Raw genomic sequence first — 18,238 nt, forward strand, 5'->3', positions numbered from 1 at the left:
CTCCGCGCTCAGTTGTGCCGGATACGCGGGTTGATGAGCCCGTAAAGCACGTCAACGATCAGGTTCACCAGCATGATGATACCAGAAACCAGCAGCAGCCCTCCCTGTACGGCGAAGTAGTCTCTTCGAAGAACGCTATCGAGGAGCCACTTGCCAATGCCGGGCCAGGAGAAGATCGTCTCGGTCAGGATCGCGCCTGCCAGCAGGACACCTACCTGCAGGCCGATGGTAGTGATGACGGGGATCAGGGCGTTGCGCAGCGCATGCAGGCCGATCACCCGCAGCGGCGGCAGCCCCTTGGCCCGGGCCGTGCGCACATAATCCTCACCCATGACTTCCAGCATGGCCGAGCGGGTCTGCCGGGCGATAACGGCCAGCGGAATGGTCGCCAGCACAATCGAGGGAAGAATCAGATGGCGGACAGCAGACACGAACGCGCCCTTTTGTCCGGACAGCAGACTGTCGATCAGCATGAAGCCGGTCACCTGCGGGAAGAAATACATCAGCGAGATGCGGCCAGAAACCGGTGTCCACTGCAGTGTCACCGAGAACAGGATGATCAGCAGCAGGCCCCACCAGAAGATCGGCATGGAATAGCCGACGAGCGCGGTGCCCATGATGGTCTGATCGGCCACCGTGCCGCGTTTGACTGCCGCGAAGATGCCAAGCGGGATGCCCAGCAGCACGGCAATGAGAATGGCGCAGAAGGCAAGTTCCACCGTCGCGGGGAAGAGTTGCAGAAACTCGGTCAGGATCGGCTTCTTGGTGGCGAAAGAGACGCCCAGATCGCCGTGAAAAATCTTGACGAGGAAGTCGAGATATTGCTCCCACAGTGGCTTGTCGAAACCCAGCTGCTGGAAAATCAGCGCCTTGCGCTCGGGATCAATGCCGCGCTCCCCCGCCAGAAGCTCAACCGGATCACCCGGGAGCAGGCGGATGAAGCTGAAGGAGATCAGCGTCACACCGAGAAAGGTCGGAATGAGCAGGCCGAGACGGCTCAGGAGAAATCGTATCATGGTCCGGTTCCGGATGAGGGGCAGCGGCACGCTTGGCTGAGCCAGCGCGCCGCCACCCGGGAACAGCAAAGGGCAGCGGCGCCAAGTGGCTCCGCTGCCCCGCGAGTGTCACCGATTATTCAGCGATGTCGACACCAACGAAGGAATGGCCGCCGAGCGGATCCATGACGTAGCCGGAGACATTCTTCGACATTGGCATGAACACGACGGAGTGAGCGATGGTTGCCCACGGAGCCTGCTCCTTGAAGATGACCTGAGCTTCTTCATAAAGCTTGGTGCGCTCTTCCTTGGTGGAGACAGTCTTGGCCTTCTTCACGAGCGCGTCGAAGTCCTTGTTGCACCACTGGGCACGGTTTGCACCGCCCACGGCGTCACAGCCCAGCAGAACTGCCAGGAAGTTGTCCGGGTCGCCGTTGTCACCGGTCCACCCGAGGAGCACGGCGCCATCGCGCTGCACATCGCTCGAGCGCTTCAGGTACTCGGCCCACTCGTAGGAAACGATCTCGACCTTGACGCCGATCTTGTCGAAGTCAGCCTGGATCAGCTCGGCCATGCGGCGGGCATTCGGGTTGTAGGGACGCTGCACCGGCATCGCCCAGACCTTCATGCTCAGATCTGTAACACCTGCTTCTTCAAGCATCTTCTTGGCCGCTTCCGGATCGTACGGATCGTCCTGGATGGCGGTGTTGTAGGACCACATGGTCGGCGGGATCGGGTTGGTGGCCTTCTGGCCGGAGCCCTGGAACACACCGTAGATGATGGCATCCTTGTTGATCGCCATGTTGAGTGCCTTGCGCACTTCCGGCTTGTCGAACGGCGCCACCTGGGTGTTGTAGGCCAGGTAGCCGATGTTCAGGCCTTCCTGTTCCATCAACTGCAGGTTGGCATCTGCCTTGATGGCCTCAATGTCGGCCGGGGCCGGATAAGGCATCACATGGCACTCGCCGGCCTTCAGCTTCTGCAGGCGCACGGCCGCATCCGTGGTGATGGCGAAAACGAGGTTATCGACCGGCTGCTTGCCGTCCCAGTAGTCGGCGAAAGCCTGATAGCGGATCACCGCATCCTTCTGGTAGCCGGCGAAGGAGAACGGGCCGGTGCCGATCGGCTGCTGGTTCAGCTGCTCCCGGGTGCCTGCCTTGTCGAGCTGCTCGGCATATTCGGCGGAGAGGATCGAGGCGAAGTCCATGGCCAGATTCGCCATCATCGGCGCTTCAGGACGGGTCAGGACGAACTTCACGGTGTAATCGTCAACCTTGACGATTTCCTTGACCAGCTCCGGCATGGACATGCCATCATAATATTCCCAGGAAGCGCCAGCGGTGTACTGGTTCCAGGGGTTGTCCTTCTGACCCTGACGGTTGAAGGAGAACAGAACGTCGTCAGCGTTGAACTCACGCGTCGGGGTGAAATAGTCGGTGGTGTGGAACTTCACGCCCTTGCGCAGGTTGAACGTGTATTCCAGCCCATCGTCGGACACGGACCAGCTTTCGGCGAGGCCCGGAACAACTTCCGTGGTGCCCGGCTTGAACTGGACGAGACGGTTGTAGACGGTCTTGGAGGACGCATCGAACGTGGTGCCGGACGTGTAGAGTGCCGGGTCGAAGCCTTCCGGAGAGCCCTCGGAGCAATAGACCAGCGTCTTTGCCTGCGCGCCGGTTGCAGCAACGCCAATGAGGGTTGCACCCAGAAGCGCAGCCTTGAGGGTTTTACGCATCATCATCAAACTGTTCTCCCCTTTGATGAAAGGGCCGCGACCCCGCCGTTAATGTTTGGCGGGCTGGAACACGGCCTTGAGCGAAATAAGGCCGCTTTTTGGCCTGAAATCAACCGCCAAATTATTTCTTCTTCTCCGCAGATCTGGAAGGATTTTTCCAATTCTCTCCGCAGAATAAAAAGACAAAGCTAAACTGAAGCCAATACATGAAAAACGGTCCCGATCTCTCTTCGGATCCGGAGGATAGCCAAGAGTAAAAAAGAACAAAATGGAACACACACCAACATCAAGCCACACGAATAAGTCGTATTATTCGTTAGTCTGACAGACCACGGTTGACCGCACACAGAAGACTTTGACCATTTGTACAAAATTTATGGCCAGCCGGTTTTGCACCCGGCACAGCACGGCAGGCCGGGGCAATCTTGTGCGAAGGCGTTACGTCGCAGAGGCAGATCCAGACCCGCTGCCCTTGGACTGATCCTCTTGCGTCAGCATCGGCGGGCGTCCCTCGGCCACATGACATGTGACCTGCGGGAACGGAATCTCGATGCCATGCTCGTCGAAGACGATCTTGAGCTGCTCGTTATAGGCGCGTCCCGTAGCCCACTGGGCGCCGGGGAAGGTCTTGATGCGGGCACGCAATGTGATGGCGGAATCACCGAAGGCCGTGACACCGTGCATGTCGAGATCGCCGATGATGCTGCCGCCGGCCGGCAGACCTTTCAGCCGGTCGAACGCCTCCTTCATCGCCGCCTTCGCCTTGGCAATATCCGTGTTGTAGGCAACGCCGATCTCCGCCACATGGAAGGAGAAGTCGCGCATGAAGTTCGACACCATGTCGACCGACGAGAACGGGATGATATGTGTGGTGCCGTTCACATCGCGCATGCGCAAGGATCGCACGGTCAGCCGTTCCACCGAACCCGTAATCCCGGCCACGGTGACCACATCGCCCTCGTTGATGGCATTCTCGATCTGGATGAAGGCACCGGTGATGATGTCCTTCACCAGGGTCTGCGCACCGAAGGAAACAGCAAGGCCCAGAACACCGGCACCGGCGATCAGCGGGCCGATGTCGACGCCCAGTTCCGACAAGGCCAGCAGGGCAGCCATGATGATCACGATCACCGTGAAGGCATTGCGGAACAGCTGGAACAAGGTCCGCTCGCGCGACGAAATGATGGAATCATTCCGGCCCTTGAGGCGCAGATCCGTCCAGGACATGACTGCCAGCCAGATACCGAAGCAGACGAGCACAATCACCAAGGCCGAGGCAAGACGGCCCATCAGTCCGCCGCCGGCCCCTTCAAAGAGCCAGCCGGTCACATCCAGCACCGACCAGACCTGCAGCAGGATGGCACCCGCCAGCAGGCCAACCAGCACCCGCAGCACCTGCAGCACATGAGGAATGAACCGGTTCACACGGCCCTCCAGCTCGGGCAATGTCTCCTTCAGGTCGTCCGGCAGGCGGATGCCTCCGGAAATGGCCCTTGTCATCATCAGCGACAGCAGCATGGCGCCGAGCACCGTCAGCATGGTCAGGCCGGTGCCGGTCACCACCACACGGGTCGCCTCGAACGGCCGGGTGATCCAGATACCGAACACCACGAGGATGTAGAGCAGGGCCAGCGGCGCCCACACACGGGAGAGAGCGAGCAAGGCATGGCGCCCGATTTCCCCTTCCAGCGAATGGGCATAGGCCGCCATGGAGGTTTTGACATCATTGCGGTTGACCAGGACGATGATGGCCGCAATCGCCGTCGCCAGCAGCACAACCAGAACCCTCAAGGCATTGCCCACTGCGATCGAAATCGTCAGGTTGGCCACAGGCACCGCCAGCATCACCCCATAGCCAAGGAATGACACCACAAACCCCAGCCGCCGCGACCAGTAGCGCGCATGCGTGTTTGACACAGGCAGAAGCCGCAGCTTTTCGCGCGCAGGCGAGAAGGTGATACGTACAGCTAGGCGGGCAAGTCCGGTGATCACAAAGGCATTGAGCGCAAGGGTCTCAAACAGCGAAAGACCGCCCTGCAACGGCCCGAAGTGGATCAGTGCCGCCGCATAACCAGCCACAGCGCCCAACAGAAGCGCAATCACGTCTGCAAACGCAAGAAACAGCAACAGGCCTGCGCGCAGCAGCCAGCCGCGTTGCCCTGCCTGTTTTTCAAGCCTGTCGGCGACCGGACGGCCCATCTGCCGCAACAGCCAGTAGACGGCGAAAGCACAGCCAAAAACAACAAGCAATTCAAGGGCGGTATGGCGAATCCGGTCCCATTTGACCGTCACTTCCCCCGTCGCCAGCAGCTGAAACCCGCGCAGGGAAACAGTCATCCGCTCGGCAACTTTTATGAAGTCGTCGATTACATATTTGGTGTAGGCGCCCACCCTGACCGCAAATGTATCATCCTGCGGCACGGCTTCCGCAGGTGCTGCAACTGATGCTGCACCGTCTGCGGCCCCAGAAGCGCCGCCACCGGCCTGTTCCGCCTGTCCCAATCCTTCCAGAAGCCCGATGAGCGCCGCGCGGCCAGCGGGATCCTGCAGGACCTTGACCAGTGCATCGCGGGCCTCGGCCATGGATTGCCGTTCACCGGCTGCCATTGTGGCGGCTGCAGCACCCGCCTGCTGCACCCCTTGAGACGGATCCTGTGGCGCAGCCTGCGGCGCGGAAGGCTGGCTGGACTGCGCAGAAGTGCTGGCTGGTGTTTGCGCAGGCTCCGAAGCCGCGGACGCTGGCCGGGATTGCAACGGAGGCTGATCCTGCTGAGCTGCGGGCACACTCAGCGGAGCACCATTCTGGGCTGCGACGGGTGCAAGGACACCAGCGGTCAGCAGAACAGCCAACAAGGGACCGCAAAGGCGGCCGAGCGAAGCAGTGAATCGGGCAATCATGGAATTCATGCGGTAAGTCATAGCAAACAATACGGCAATATCCAGACTGGCGGCGCACGCGAAGGTGGCTGACGTAGCTTTTCGATGACGGCGGGGGGATATGGCGCGCCCCGGGAGCCCCACTTGAAACAGTCCGCCTGCCCGTAAAGGTGACAATCCTCAACGCAGGCTGATAACCCTTTGCTAACAGTAAGAACACTAGATTGCCCGCCGGATACAGACGGAAAAATCATGGCCCAAGAGCTGATCAGTCTAGCCATGAACCCTTCACCAGACGCTCGAAGCGAGCTGATGCAGAGGCTGGCAGATATTTTCCTGCTTCGCGCAGAACAAAACTCCGTCGAGGAACTGCAGCTGTTCGATCAGGTGATTCAGCGGCTTCTTGATGACAGCCCGCTGGACGAGCGGATGCGGCTTGCAGAAAAAATTGCATCTTTCGCAGGTACGCCCACTGGCCTTGCAGTCCGGCTGGCGCAGGACGAGATCCTGGTCGCCCGGCCGGTTCTGGAGCAGTCTCCTGCCCTTGGCCCGCAGGAACTGGCTGCTCTTGCAGAGGATCTTGGAGAAGATCACCTCGAGTGCATGACCCGTCGCAATGATCTGCCGGCCGAGGTGTCGGATACACTGATCAGGCGCGGTCAGGTGCGTGTCTGGCGCCGTCTGGCGGGCAACCGCCGCATCAGACTCTCGGAAGGGGCACTGGCAACCCTTGCCCGTGCAGCCCAGGAAGATGCAGTCCTGCGGGAAGAGATAACCTTGCGCGCCGATCTGACGCCCCGTATCTGCCGGGGTCTTATGCCCTTCGTGGGCACGGAGACCCAGGAGCGCCTCAAGGAACTGGCGGCGGGCAGGCTGACGGCCGAGGACCTGGAGGGCATCGCCCGCCGGCGCAAGATCCGGCGCAAGCTGGGAACGCTTCTGGACACATCCAACACCGGCCGGCTCTGGCGAGCCATCACTCTCGGCTCCGCCATGCTGGACGATGTCATTCAGCTCATGCTCGAAGATGACCGGTTGACCAATGCGGCCGATCTCATTGCCCTGGCCTGCAACACCCATAAGGCGCATGTGCGCTCCGCCGTCTTCAGCATCGAAGGCGACAGGCTGCTCAACTTTGCCCGCCTCGCCGGCCTCTCTCTCCCGAGCTTCGCTCAGCTGGTCCGTGCACGCAGCAAACACATGCAGATCCCGCCTGAACATGCCGAAGCTCTTATTGAACGCTTTGTAAGCGAAGCCGAGAGCGAGCTGGAACGCAAACGGATGCGCAGCGACTTTGCAGCGCACCGCCACCGCCGGCCCTTGTCCGAATCCCCTTCATGACCGGGCCCAGCCGGGAAGCCTCCTCCTGAAACGGCACGAGGCCCGCACATCCATGCGAGCCCCGTGTCCGTTCTGAAAATTCCGATCAGCGGGCGCGTACGCGTCCTGCGACTTCGTCCAGCTGATCCTGCTCTGCCTGCTCCTGTGCTTCCCGCTCCCGCTGATGGTCGCGCTCTTCAAGCTGTTCGAATTTCTTCAGCTCTTCAATCGCTTCGCTCAGCTCGTCGCGAGCCTTTTCAAGCTGGTCGTCCAGCTCATGCGCGGAGTTGCGCAGATTGTCGCGCCGCGTTGCCGCAGCCTTTGCAAAAGTCGGATAGGCAAAATGCGTGACGTCGGTGATGCCGACACGCTCCTGCTCAGTCCGGATCTGATCGTCGAGTTCATCCGCCATGCGGTGGAATTCGGCGATCATCGACTCAATCTGGGTCACCTGGCGGCGCTTTTCGTCCACCTGGAACCGCTTCAGGCGAATGAGGCTTTCTCGGGACTTCATTACTCGGTACTCCCCTTACAAGGCGCACTCTAACCCGGAGTCATTTCCAAAAGGTTGGCAAGCTGCATGTACCCGTCATCCAGAGGTGTCGCCTCGCCCTTGCCCTGTGTCAGAAATGTCTCAAGCGCATCATGACGTGAAATCGCCTCGTCCACCAAGGGGTCCGACCCGCGCCGGTAAGCACCAAGGCGAATGAGTTCTTCCATGTCCGCAAAAGTCGCCATCAGCGCCTTGGCCTTGCGCAGAACCGGGAGATAATCCTGCGGAACACAGCGCGGCATGGTTCGTGAAACGGACTTTAGCACATTGATGGCCGGATACCGCCCTCTTTCGGCAATCGAGCGTTCCATCACCACGTGTCCATCCAGAATGCCGCGCACCGCATCGGCCACGGGCTCATTGTGGTTGTCGCCTTCCACAAGCACGGTGAACAGGCCAGTGATCGAACCGCTTCCGACCTTCCCGGGACCGGCACGTTCCAGCAGGCGCGGCAATTCGGTAAAAACAGTCGGAGTATAGCCCTTGGATGTGGGCGGCTCGCCAATGGACAGGCCGATCTCGCGCTGTGCCATGGCAAAGCGGGTGATCGAATCCATCATGCACAGCACTTTCTTGCCCTCATCGCGGAAATATTCCGCAACCGTCATGGCCAGATAGGCGGCCTGACGTCGCATCAGTACGCTCTCATCCGACGTGGCAACGACAACGACAGAACGGGCCAGCCCCTCCTCGCCCAGATCATCCTCGATGAACTCCTGCACCTCGCGCCCACGCTCGCCAATGAGGCCGATGACCGACACATCGCAATCCGTGTTGCGCGCCAGCATCGACATCAGCACCGACTTGCCCACACCGGAACCGGCAAAGATGCCGATACGCTGACCCTCACAGCAGGTGACAAAGGTGTTGAGCGCTCTCACCCCCAGATCCAGCGGCGGGCCGACGCGGGCCCGGTCAGCGGCAGGGGGTGGCGCAGTACGCAGACGTTTCGCCGCATCGCCGCCCTGAAGCGGCCCCTTGCCATCAATCGGCTCGCCCATGGCATTGATGACCCGGCCAAGCCAGCTGGCCGCCGGATGCACGACACTGTCGCGCGAGGCGACAAGGGCGCGGCATCCCATGCGCACGCCTTCGAGGCCCGAAAACGGCATGCACAGCGCATGACCGGAGCGGAAGCCCACGACCTCTGCAAAGACTGGAGGAATGCCATCGCCGATGTCGATGGCCAGCCGTGCGCCAACACTCATCTCATGAATGGGACCGGCAATTTCGACAAGGAGACCCTGCACCGCCACAACCCGGCCCCATATCTGAGCGGGCATCAACGATTCGATCTCTGCAAAAAGTGCCTTCACACCAAACTTCCTCTCGATCCGTGGGCCGCTGGTAACCGAACGTTTACATCTCTGCTTAATGTTAATGAACGAAGCGTTGAGAGGCGAAAGCCATTTCAGGGCGTGATGGTAAGGTCAAACGAGTCTGATTGGAATCAGCTAGCCTGGTTCCCTGATGTAAAACGTTAACGCATATGAAAGCCCCGGGTGCCCGGGCTCTCACGTGACTGGGCGTTTTTTCACAGTTTCGGACTATTGGTGCTTGCTGCGGGGAATCAGAATTTGTTAACCATAATTCACGAAGTGAGTCGGGGTTGACATCAGTCCTACGTAGCGCACGCACCGGCTGAACTGTTGCGATTTGCCCAGAATAGGCAGCACAAGGGGATTGACATGCGTGTATTGTTGATTGAGGACGATAGCGCCACTGCGCAGAGCATCGAATTGATGCTGAAGTCCGAGAATTTCAACGTCTACACGACAGATCTTGGCGAGGAAGGCATCGACCTCGGCAAGCTGTACGACTACGACATCATTATGCTGGATCTTAACCTGCCGGATATGTCAGGTTACGAAGTCCTTCGGACACTGCGCGTTTCCAAGGTCAAGACGCCGATCCTGATCCTCTCCGGTCTTGCCGGTATCGAGGACAAGGTGCGCGGCCTCGGCTTCGGTGCAGACGACTACATGACCAAGCCGTTCCACAAGGACGAGCTGGTTGCCCGTATCCACGCCATTGTCCGCCGTTCGAAGGGTCACGCACAGTCCGTGATCGTCACCGGCGACCTGCGCGTCAACCTCGACACCAAGACGGTGGAAGTCGCTGGCCAGCGCGTCCACCTGACCGGCAAGGAGTACCAGATGCTGGAACTCCTGTCCCTGCGCAAGGGCACGACCCTGACCAAGGAAATGTTCCTGAATCACCTTTATGGTGGCATGGACGAGCCGGAACTGAAGATCATCGACGTGTTCATCTGCAAGCTGCGCAAGAAGCTTGCGTCGGCCACCTCCGGCAAGAACTACATCGAAACGGTCTGGGGCCGCGGCTATGTGCTGCGCGAGCCCGACATGGAAGTGGCGGCCTGATACGACCTCCCCGCTTCATCCGCTTCGGAAAACCTCCGTCCGCAAGGCCGGGGGTTTTTCTTTATGATCCGCAGGCTTGCAATTTGCAAAAGCCCGCGCCCGGCTTCCCGGACGCGGGCTAGCAGACATACGCCGCGCTTCGCTTAGAGATTCAGCTGATAGGCGGCCGGAACGTACCGGAAGCCATCGCCATTGGTCTCGACAAATCCAACGGCCGGGAACGGCATGTGATAGCCGGCGAAGGCCACACGGTCGGCCGCAATCATACCCAGCACCTTGCGGCGCGTGGCTGCTGCGGCGGCCTTGTCCATGTCGAAACGCACTTCCCAGTCCGGATGGGCCAGCGACCAGACAAAATGATTGGTCATGTCTGCGGTCAGCACCAGGCGCCGGCCTTCCGATTCCAGATTGTAGATCATGTGGCCCGGCGTATGCCCGGCAGCATCCATGCCGGTGATGCCGGAAACCACGGAGCCACCGTCACCAATGAAGGTCATCTTTTCGGCGAAAGGCTTGACGTGGGTTTCCATCAGCTTGGCCACGCCATTGCTGGCCGGATCCTGCGCGGCCCAGAAATCATACTCGGCCTGGCCCGCAACATAGACCGCATTCGGGAAAGCGGGATTGCCGCCCTCCAGCATGCCGCCGATGTGGTCCGGGTGCATATGGGTCAGCACCACAATATCCACCTGCTCTGGCGTATACCCGGCTGCCTGCAGTGCCGCCCGCATGTTGCCACGGTCGGGGCGTCCGCCCTCACCCACACCGGTATCAAACAGCACCAGCTGCTCACCGGTATTGACGAGTATGGGCGTGAAGGAATTGCGGAACTTGTCGACCGGCAGGAAATTTGCCTCGGACACAGCGTTGAACTGATCGGCAGGCACATTCATGCCGAAGGTCTTCTGCGGCTCCTCGCTCACCGCAGCCCCGTCCAGAAGGGCCGTCACCTCGAAGGCGCCCACCTTGAAGCGGGAGACGGACAGAAGCGCCTCCGTCTGCATTGGTGCTGCCGCCTGTGCCTGAAGCGGTGCAAGGCCCAGGCCAAGGCCTGCTGCCCCTGCAGCCGTCAGACCTGCAGCCCCTCCGGCCAGAATATGGCGGCGGTTGAATGAAACTGGCTGATCCATCATCCCGGTTCTCCACATGATCAGTCACTCATGGACTGAGGCAGAATGCCTCAGGTATCGGGATCGAAGGTGGAGCACGGCAGGTTGAGATCAAGCAGAAGCACGCGATCTGACACGATCGTGAAGACGAAAAGAAAATGGCCGCCCTGATTGGGCGGCCATCAACACAAGAGATATCAGGGCAGCTTACTTCAGGCCAAAGGCAGACGTTGCACCAGCGGCGGCAAAGCGGGACACGGGCTTTGCCGCCGCCTGCTTGAGCTGATACAGGCCACGCTGGCCAGGCACGGGCTGGAAGGCATCGGTCAGGCCCACCACGGTTTCAGCTGCGCCGAGCACCAGGTATCCGTCATCCGGCATCATCTTGGCGATGCGGTGAAGGATATCCACCTTGGTCTGCTGGTCGAAATAGATCAGCACGTTCCGGCAGAACACGATGTCGAACTCGCCCAGGTGGCTGAAATTCTCCAAAAGGTTCAGCTTGCGCCACTCGATCATGGCGCGCAGGTCCGGGTTGATCTGCCACAGATCACCCTGCTGCGAGAAATACTTCAGCAGCATCTGGATCGGCAGGCCGCGCTGCACTTCGAACTGGCTGTAGATGCCGGTCTTGGCCTTCTCCAGCACTTCCGAGGACAGATCGGTGCCAAGGATCCGGAAGCGCCAGCCGGCAACCTTGGCCGCATTTTCCTTCAGACAGATGCCCAGAGAATAGGGCTCCTGGCCGGTGGAGGCCGCCGCACACCAGATGCGCACGTTGCGGCTGCTGGCGCGGCTTTGCAGCATTGCCGGCAGCATGATGTTGGTGAAATGATCGAACGGCGTCTTGTCGCGGAAGAAGAACGACTCGTTGGTCGTCATCGCTTCCACCACCGCATTGGCCAGCATGGCGTTGCCGCCGCGCTGCAGCGAGCCCACGAGCGCGGACAGGCCGTCAATGCCATTCTTGCGCGCCACCGGCACCAAGCGGCTCTCGACCAGATACTGCTTGTCGTCAGACAAGACCAGACCGGACCGCTCCTTCAGGAAGCGTTTGAGAAATTCATATTCGGCCGGTGTCATCGGATAGTCCCCTTCAACACGCGCACAATTTTGGGTCCAATTTCCATGAGCGGCAGAATGTCGCTGCACAGGCCCGTATTGGCAGCTGCACCAGGCATGCCCCAGACAACGCTGGAAGCCTCGTCCTGGGTGATAATGCTGCCTCCGCCAGCCGAAATGGTCTTCACACCATTCGCGCCGTCCGAGCCCATGCCCGTCAGGATGAGCGCCAGTGTTGCAGAGCCATAGGCCTTGGCAACGCTGTCAAACATCGGATCGACGGCAGGTTTGCAGAAGTTTACCGGAGGATCGTCCGTCAAGCGGATCTTGACCGCACCGCCGTCCTTTTCCAGGATCATGTGCTTGCCGCCTGGCGCCACGTAGATGTGTCCCGGCTGCAGCACGTCTCCCGTTTGCCCTTCCTTGGAGGGGCGCATCGCGGCCTTGCCGATATGCTCGGCCAGGATCGCGGTGAAAGTGGGCGGCATATGCTGTGTGACAACGACCGGAATGTCGCCAATCACCGGCCCGATATCGCGCATGACCTGCTGCAGCGCCTGCGGACCGCCGGTCGAGCTGCCAATCGCCAGAATCCGCGGACGTGCCGACGAATAGGGCTTGGTCTGCAGGCCCTGCTTCGGCGCTTCGGCACGGGTTGCCAATGCCGGGCGGGTCGCCAGCGCGCCCACGGGCGCCTGCGAAGCCGTACGTCCAGCGGCCGTTTCTGCACGCATGACGCGGGCGCGGCTGTTGATACGGCGGGCACGCTCTCCGAGCGCCTTGACCTTGTCCAGAAGCTCCCGGCGGAAATCGACCGAAGTGGTCAGCTCCGAGGTGCTCTCCGGTTTGGGCACATAGTCCGCAGCACCCAGCGACAGCGCCTTGAGAGAGATCTCGGCGTTGCGGCGCGTCAGCGTTGAGGACATGACCACGATGAGATCACGCTTCTTGGCCAGCATGAGCGGCAGCGCCGTCAGACCGTCCATTTCCGGCATTTCAATATCAAGCACAACAACGTCCGGGTTGCTGCGCAAAATATCATCAACAGCCAGCTTGCCGTTCCGGTGCGATGCGACCACGGCAAGCGCCGGGTCCGCATCCAGCCAACGGCCGAGAAGCCCACGGATGACCACCGCATCATCAACCACCATCACGCGGATGGGGTCGGTGTTTGGTGTGGATCCCGTGGTAATATTTGTCTGTGCAAATGCCATCCTGGCTGCCCTGTGAAAGGGTTAGATCAGACCGACTTCCTGGAATTTCGCCTCGACGATTTCCCGGTCGAAAGGTTTCATGATGTATTCGTTCGCACCCGCCCGGATGGCACGGGCAATGTGCGCTACATCGTTTTCCGTCGTGCAGAAGACCACGACAGGCTTGTCGCCGCCGGGCTCGCGGCGAAGGCTGGTCAGAAACTCGAGGCCATCCATGACCGGCATGTTCCAGTCGAGCAGGATGGCATCAGGCATCTGGTTGCGGCAGGCATCCAGTGCCTGCTGCCCATCCTCGGCTTCGGTGATCTCGAAATGGAGGTCCTCAAGAATCCGGCGTGCGACCTTGCGGATCACGCTGGAATCGTCCACTACAAGACACTGTTTCATCTGCCTGTTCTCCATAGTACCCGGGTTCTGAGCATCCATGGCCTCAAGCGGCCATGGGCTCATTCATCATCGCCCCGAGCAGGCGCTCTACATCAAGGATCACCATCAACTGGCCATCCAGGCGGTGCACACCGCCCGAGATTTCCGACCAGCGCTTGTCGAGGTTCTGCGGGTTAGGTTCCGCCGTCTTGGCCGACAGGGTCAGCACCTCACCCACCGTATCGATCACAAGCCCGTAGGATTCGTGCTTGTACTCGATGCCGACAGCCATCATCTGGCCGTCCTGACGGGGCGGCAGATGCAGGCGGCGGCGCATGTCGATGGCAGTGACGATACGGCCGCGCAGGTTCAGCACACCGGCCACTTCCGGAGCGGACAGCGGCACCCGGGTGACGCTCTCCGGCACGAACACGTCGTGCACCTGGGAAATCGGCAGACCGAACAGCTGGCCACCGATCACCACGGTGACGTACTGGATCATGTCGCTGCCGGAACCGGCGAGATTGTGATCAATGGCACTCATGCGGCCACTCCCATTTCACCAGAGAACACATCCTTGAGGGCTGCGATCAGGCCCGGACGGTCGAACTTTGCCACATAGTCATCAAAGCCTGCCTGACGGCCGCGCTCGATGGATGCCGGCGTGACCATGGCCGACAGGGCCAGGATCGGGATCTTGCGGAAGCGCGGATCGCGGCGCAGGGTTTCGCAGAACTCGAAGCCGTTGACGCGCGGCATCTCGATGTCGCTGACGATGGCCTGGAACTCGACACCGCTCTCCAGCAGTTCGAACGCTTCGTCCGGACCGGTGCAGGTGGTGACGTCGTAGCCGGCAGCCTTGAGCACGGGCGTCAGCATGTTGCGGAAGAAGGCCGAGTCGTCGACGAAGAGGATCTTCTTGGTCAGTGAGCGGATGTCCATCTCCTTGCGCATGAACCAGTCCTCGAAGGCCTGCGGCAGGTAGTAGCCGAGGTCGAGAATTTCGGTTGCGCGCTCCTTGATGACGGCCGAACCCAGGATACCCGGACGCTCCGAGCCAACCTCGATGTTCAGGCGGTCTTCAACGATGTCCACGATCTCGTCGACGACGAGGCCCATGGAGCGGCCGCTGTCGGAGAACACCAGCATCGGCTGGGTGCCTTCCGTCTTGTGGTGGTCGCCTTCGTTGACATAGACGAGCGGCATGAGGGCACCGCGGTACTGAACCAGATCGCGGCCGTTGGAGCGTTCGATCTTGGAGACCTCGAACTCTTCCAGACGCGTGACCAGCGACAGCGGCACGGCCTTCGGCTCGGGCGCCCCGGCACGGAACAGCAGCAGCGAGATCGGCTTCTGGCCTTCACCGACGCGGTTGCGTGCGTCTTCGTTCTCTTCGTTCTGTTCGGCCACCGCACTGGAAGCATGGCTGGCCATCGCAGAAGCGATGCCGTTCGGATCGATGATCATGATCACCGAGCCATCACCCAGAATGGTGTTGCCGGAGAACATGTTGAGGTTGCGCAGCATCGAGGACATGGGCTTGACCACGATTTCCTCGGTGTGGAAGACACCATCCACCACGACGCCGAAGGTCTGGCTGCCGACCTGCATGACAACGATGAAGCCGTTGTCCTCGTCGATGGCCTTCTCTGCGTTTTCGCCCTCATAGATACCAAGCAGCTGCGACAGATGCAGCAGCGGCAGCAGCTTGTTGCGCAGACGCAGAACCGGCGTGTCCTTGATGCGTTCGATACGGTGCTCGGAGTTGGTCTGCACGCGGACCAGTTCGACCACGGAAAGCTGCGGGATCGCGAAACGTTCACCGCTGGCCTCGACGATCAGGGTCGAGACGATGGCGAGCGTCAGCGGGATCTTGATGATGAAGCTGGAGCCCTTGCCCGGCGTGGAGCGAAGGTCAACCGTACCACCGATCAGCTCGATGTTGTTGCGCACCACGTCCATGCCCACACCGCGTCCGGAGACGCTGGTGACGGCGGCAGCGGTGGAGAAGCCGGCGGCAAAGATGAAGCGATGGATCTGCGCATCGGTCATCTTGTCGAGTTCGGCTTCGGTCGCCAGACCGCGCTCGATTGCCTTTGCCTTGATCTTTTCGACATCAAGACCGCGGCCGTCGTCCTTGACCTCAATGATGATGTGGCCGCCTTCATGGTAAGCGGACAGGGTGATGATACCCTTTTCAGGCTTTCCGGCTGCACGGCGGGCCGCAGGCATTTCGAGGCCATGGTCGGCGGAGTTGCGAACCATATGGGTCAGCGGATCCTTGATCATCTCAAGGACCTGACGGTCAAGTTCCGTCTCGGCGCCGATCATTTCCAGTTCGATCGGCTTTTCCAGTTCCTGGCTCAGGTCGCGCACGATGCGCGGCAGCTTCTGCCAGGCGTTGCCGATCGGCTGCATGCGGGTCTTCATGACGCCTTCCTGCAGCTCGGCCGTCACGTTGGACAGACGCTGCAGCGGCACCTTGAATTCGCTGTCTTCGTGACGGCGGACGATTTCCAGCAGCTGGTTACGGGTCAGCACCAGCTCGGACACCATCGTCATCAGGTGCTCAAGAGTTTCAACCGCGACACGGATGGACTGGTTGGATACACCGCCGCCGGCAGCAGCCTTCTTGTCAGCCTTGTCCTCGCCGTCGTCATCACGGGCAACAGACGCACGCGGGGCCTTGGCAGGCTTGGCTTCGGCAGCAGCCGGTGCAGCAGCGGGGGCCTTGGGTGCAGGGGCGGGCTCGGGTTCCACCGCAGCAATCTCGACCTCGGTCTCGCGGAATGCGCGCTCAAGTTCATCAAGCGAAACTTCACCGGGGCGCAGGGGGCGCTCAAGGACCTGCAGCGGCATATCCCCGGCAGCCGGTTCCGGTTCCGGCTCCGGAGCTGCTGCGGCCGCAGGTGTCTGCGCGCTCATCGACATCCGCTCCAGCTCGGAGATCAGATCGCTGTCATCGCCCTGCGGCTCTTCGCCTTCTGCAGCTTCCAGATCAGCCAGGATCTCCTTGATCCGGTCGATCGAGCTGAGAATGAGCGACACCGCCTCCGGTGTAACCGGCACGCCGTCACGGAACTTGCCCATGAGAGTTTCGGCGGCATGGGCAATCCCCTCAAGGCGCGGCAGCCCGAGGAAGCCGCACGTGCCCTTGATGGTATGAACCAGCCGGAAAATGTTGTCCAGAATGGTCGCGTTGTTTGGCTCTTGCTCGAACTTGACAAGCTCAACGTCCACAACATCGAGACTCTCACTGGTCTCGGTCAGAAATTCCCTGAGGAGGTCGTCCATGGCCTGCACTCACCCGACTAGTTACTGGTTCCGCGCCCCCGAAGGGACGGCTGGACCGGGATGTCCATGTCGTGAGGTTGGCCCTAAACAGTTAAGATAGACTGAAGCGGGTTCAGCTTCCTGCCGGTGATTTCTATATCTGAGTTGCGGTAAGCCTTACGCCCTCGTCGTCTTTGACAATATCAATCTTCATGCCGCATTCACGCGCCAGCAGAACAGTATAAATCGGCTGCACGGAGTGCGCATCGACGCGCTCGGGCTCTTCGCCCGACAGTGTCGCTTGCATGCCCAGCGGAATCCGCGGATTCACGCCCTTTGCGGTCAATTCGAAGGACGGGCTGGCAGGCTGGCCGGTCATCGATACGGTGATCTCGCCCCCGCGCGGCACGCATTGATTGGCGATCAGAAGCAAGTTTAGCAAAAGCTTAACCAAGTTCTTCGGCATCAACTGCCGGTCGATCTGCCAGTTGAGATTTGACTTCTCGTTCTCCATGAGCGCGCCCGCCACGGACTGGGCATCGCCCAGATCAATTTCTGCCCCGGCAGAGCCAGCCGCGCCAAATGCAAGGCGGGCAAACTGCAGCTTTGCGGAGGCCTGACGCGCACTCTTGCGGATCAGCTCCATGGCGAATTCGCGCATGTCGCCGGAGCCGTCCTCGTCCAGCACCTCAAGCCCGTTGATGATGGCCCCCACCGGCGAGATGATGTCGTGACAGATACGGCTGGACACCAGGGCCGAGAGGTCGAGGGAGGTGAGATCTTTCATTTCGGACATGGACGGACAAAGCTCCAGATCTGGCCAGCTGCAGACATGATTCGAGAAAAATGTACCAAAGCGTTACACAGGCAGGCAGGCCCTGCCAAGGGAATGCAGTCCTTTCAAGGCAGCAAACAGCCAGTTTTAATCGCATTTGCCGCCGCTGCCTCGACGGAGGTCTCAAGAGAGGTCAGGAACAGGTAGCGGTTCACCGGCGTATGAAAGAAATAAAGCCGGCTATCAACCACCGCAAAGATGGCCGGATTGCCTGCCGTCGCGTAGCCTTCCACCAGCGCATAGGCGCCGCAGCCGCCATATTGCGGGGCATAGACCTCCGGATCGCGCTCGAAGGCAGCCTTGTTGCCCTCGTTGACGAACAGCCACCGCACGCCGCGCCAGGACAATTCGATCCGGCGGTCACCAAGCCGCGGATAGCCGTCGACAAAAAATGCGACGGGATCATAGCCGCCAATGGCATAGGCTGTGACCGGATCGGCCAGATAGAAATCCGGACGGGCAGACGCTCCGCAGGCACTGAGCGCAAAGAAAACGGCCGCCATGGCGAATTGCTTGGC

15 protein-coding genes are annotated in these 18,238 nt (G+C 60.5%); 2 read left to right on the top strand and 13 right to left on the bottom strand.

Features of this window, described 5'->3' with window-relative positions; genetic code table 11:
• Positions 1-8: 8 nt before the first annotated feature.
• The 3 genes from ASC48_RS14070 to ASC48_RS14080 all read right to left on the bottom strand — a co-directional run bounded on the left by ASC48_RS14070 (position 9) and on the right by ASC48_RS14080 (position 5,337).
• Positions 9-1,016, bottom strand: coding sequence for an ABC transporter permease subunit (locus ASC48_RS14070; RefSeq protein ID WP_055456439.1), 1,008 nt, complete (start codon positions 1,014-1,016; stop codon positions 9-11).
• Positions 1,017-1,131: 115 nt separating this feature from the next.
• Entirely contained in the window at positions 1,132-2,736 is a 1,605-nt protein-coding gene (locus ASC48_RS14075) for an ABC transporter substrate-binding protein (RefSeq protein WP_055456372.1), read from the bottom strand.
• Between the two features lie 432 nt (positions 2,737-3,168).
• On the bottom strand, positions 3,169-5,337 hold the full coding sequence (locus tag ASC48_RS14080; RefSeq protein ID WP_055456440.1) for a mechanosensitive ion channel domain-containing protein: 2,169 nt from the start codon (positions 5,335-5,337) through the stop codon (positions 3,169-3,171).
• Between the two features lie 582 nt (positions 5,338-5,919).
• On the opposite strand from ASC48_RS14080, the gene ASC48_RS14085 reads away from it, so the two are divergent.
• Positions 5,920-6,948 carry a DUF2336 domain-containing protein gene (locus ASC48_RS14085; protein WP_055456373.1) on the top strand — a complete coding sequence of 343 codons (1,029 nt, stop codon included), beginning with the start codon at positions 5,920-5,922 and terminating at the stop codon, positions 6,946-6,948.
• An 85-nt stretch (positions 6,949-7,033) separates the two neighbouring features.
• Here ASC48_RS14085 and fliJ read toward each other — a convergent pair whose 3' ends face one another.
• Both fliJ and fliI read right to left on the bottom strand, forming a co-directional pair.
• A complete protein-coding gene (fliJ, locus tag ASC48_RS14090) occupies positions 7,034-7,441 on the bottom strand; it encodes a flagellar export protein FliJ (protein ID WP_019965066.1) in 408 nt (135 codons plus the stop codon).
• Positions 7,442-7,470: 29 nt separating this feature from the next.
• Positions 7,471-8,796, bottom strand: coding sequence for a flagellar protein export ATPase FliI (gene fliI, locus ASC48_RS14095; RefSeq protein ID WP_055456374.1), 1,326 nt, complete (start codon positions 8,794-8,796; stop codon positions 7,471-7,473).
• A gap of 372 nt (positions 8,797-9,168) precedes the next feature.
• On the opposite strand from fliI, the gene ctrA reads away from it, so the two are divergent.
• Positions 9,169-9,861, top strand: a complete 693-nt coding sequence (gene ctrA / locus ASC48_RS14100) for a response regulator transcription factor CtrA (protein ID WP_019965068.1) — start codon at positions 9,169-9,171, stop codon at positions 9,859-9,861.
• Between the two features lie 143 nt (positions 9,862-10,004).
• Here the strand turns inward: ctrA and ASC48_RS14105 are convergent, their stop codons facing one another.
• The 8 genes from ASC48_RS14105 to ASC48_RS14140 form a co-directional block, all read right to left on the bottom strand.
• On the bottom strand, positions 10,005-10,991 hold the full coding sequence (locus ASC48_RS14105; protein ID WP_167345145.1) for an MBL fold metallo-hydrolase: 987 nt from the start codon (positions 10,989-10,991) through the stop codon (positions 10,005-10,007).
• 186 nt (positions 10,992-11,177) lie between these two features.
• Positions 11,178-12,053, bottom strand: coding sequence for a CheR family methyltransferase (locus ASC48_RS14110; protein ID WP_055456376.1), 876 nt, complete (start codon positions 12,051-12,053; stop codon positions 11,178-11,180).
• Entirely contained in the window at positions 12,050-13,246 is a 1,197-nt protein-coding gene (locus ASC48_RS14115; RefSeq protein WP_055456377.1) for a protein-glutamate methylesterase/protein-glutamine glutaminase, read from the bottom strand. The genes ASC48_RS14110 and ASC48_RS14115 overlap by 4 nt, the downstream gene beginning before the upstream one ends.
• Before the next feature lie 21 nt (positions 13,247-13,267).
• The gene (locus tag ASC48_RS14120; protein ID WP_026355815.1) at positions 13,268-13,633 is read right to left on the bottom strand and encodes a response regulator; all 366 of its coding nucleotides are present in this window, start codon (positions 13,631-13,633) and stop codon (positions 13,268-13,270) included.
• A gap of 43 nt (positions 13,634-13,676) precedes the next feature.
• Positions 13,677-14,156 (bottom strand): chemotaxis protein CheW, encoded by a 480-nt coding sequence (locus ASC48_RS14125; protein ID WP_019965073.1) that lies wholly within the window; start codon positions 14,154-14,156, stop codon positions 13,677-13,679.
• The gene (locus ASC48_RS14130) at positions 14,153-16,906 is read right to left on the bottom strand and encodes a hybrid sensor histidine kinase/response regulator (RefSeq protein ID WP_055456378.1); all 2,754 of its coding nucleotides are present in this window, start codon (positions 16,904-16,906) and stop codon (positions 14,153-14,155) included. Before ASC48_RS14130 ends, ASC48_RS14125 begins: the two co-directional genes overlap by 4 nt.
• A 133-nt stretch (positions 16,907-17,039) precedes the next feature.
• Positions 17,040-17,681, bottom strand: coding sequence for a histidine phosphotransferase ChpT (gene chpT / locus ASC48_RS14135; RefSeq protein ID WP_055456379.1), 642 nt, complete (start codon positions 17,679-17,681; stop codon positions 17,040-17,042).
• Positions 17,682-17,785: 104 nt separating this feature from the next.
• Positions 17,786-18,223 (bottom strand): YHS domain-containing (seleno)protein, encoded by a 438-nt coding sequence (locus tag ASC48_RS14140; protein ID WP_055456380.1) that lies wholly within the window; start codon positions 18,221-18,223, stop codon positions 17,786-17,788.
• Positions 18,224-18,238: the final 15 nt, after the last annotated feature.

This window comes from Pannonibacter indicus (assembly GCF_001418225.1).
GTDB classification, from domain to species: Bacteria; Pseudomonadota; Alphaproteobacteria; order Rhizobiales; family Stappiaceae; genus Pannonibacter; species Pannonibacter indicus.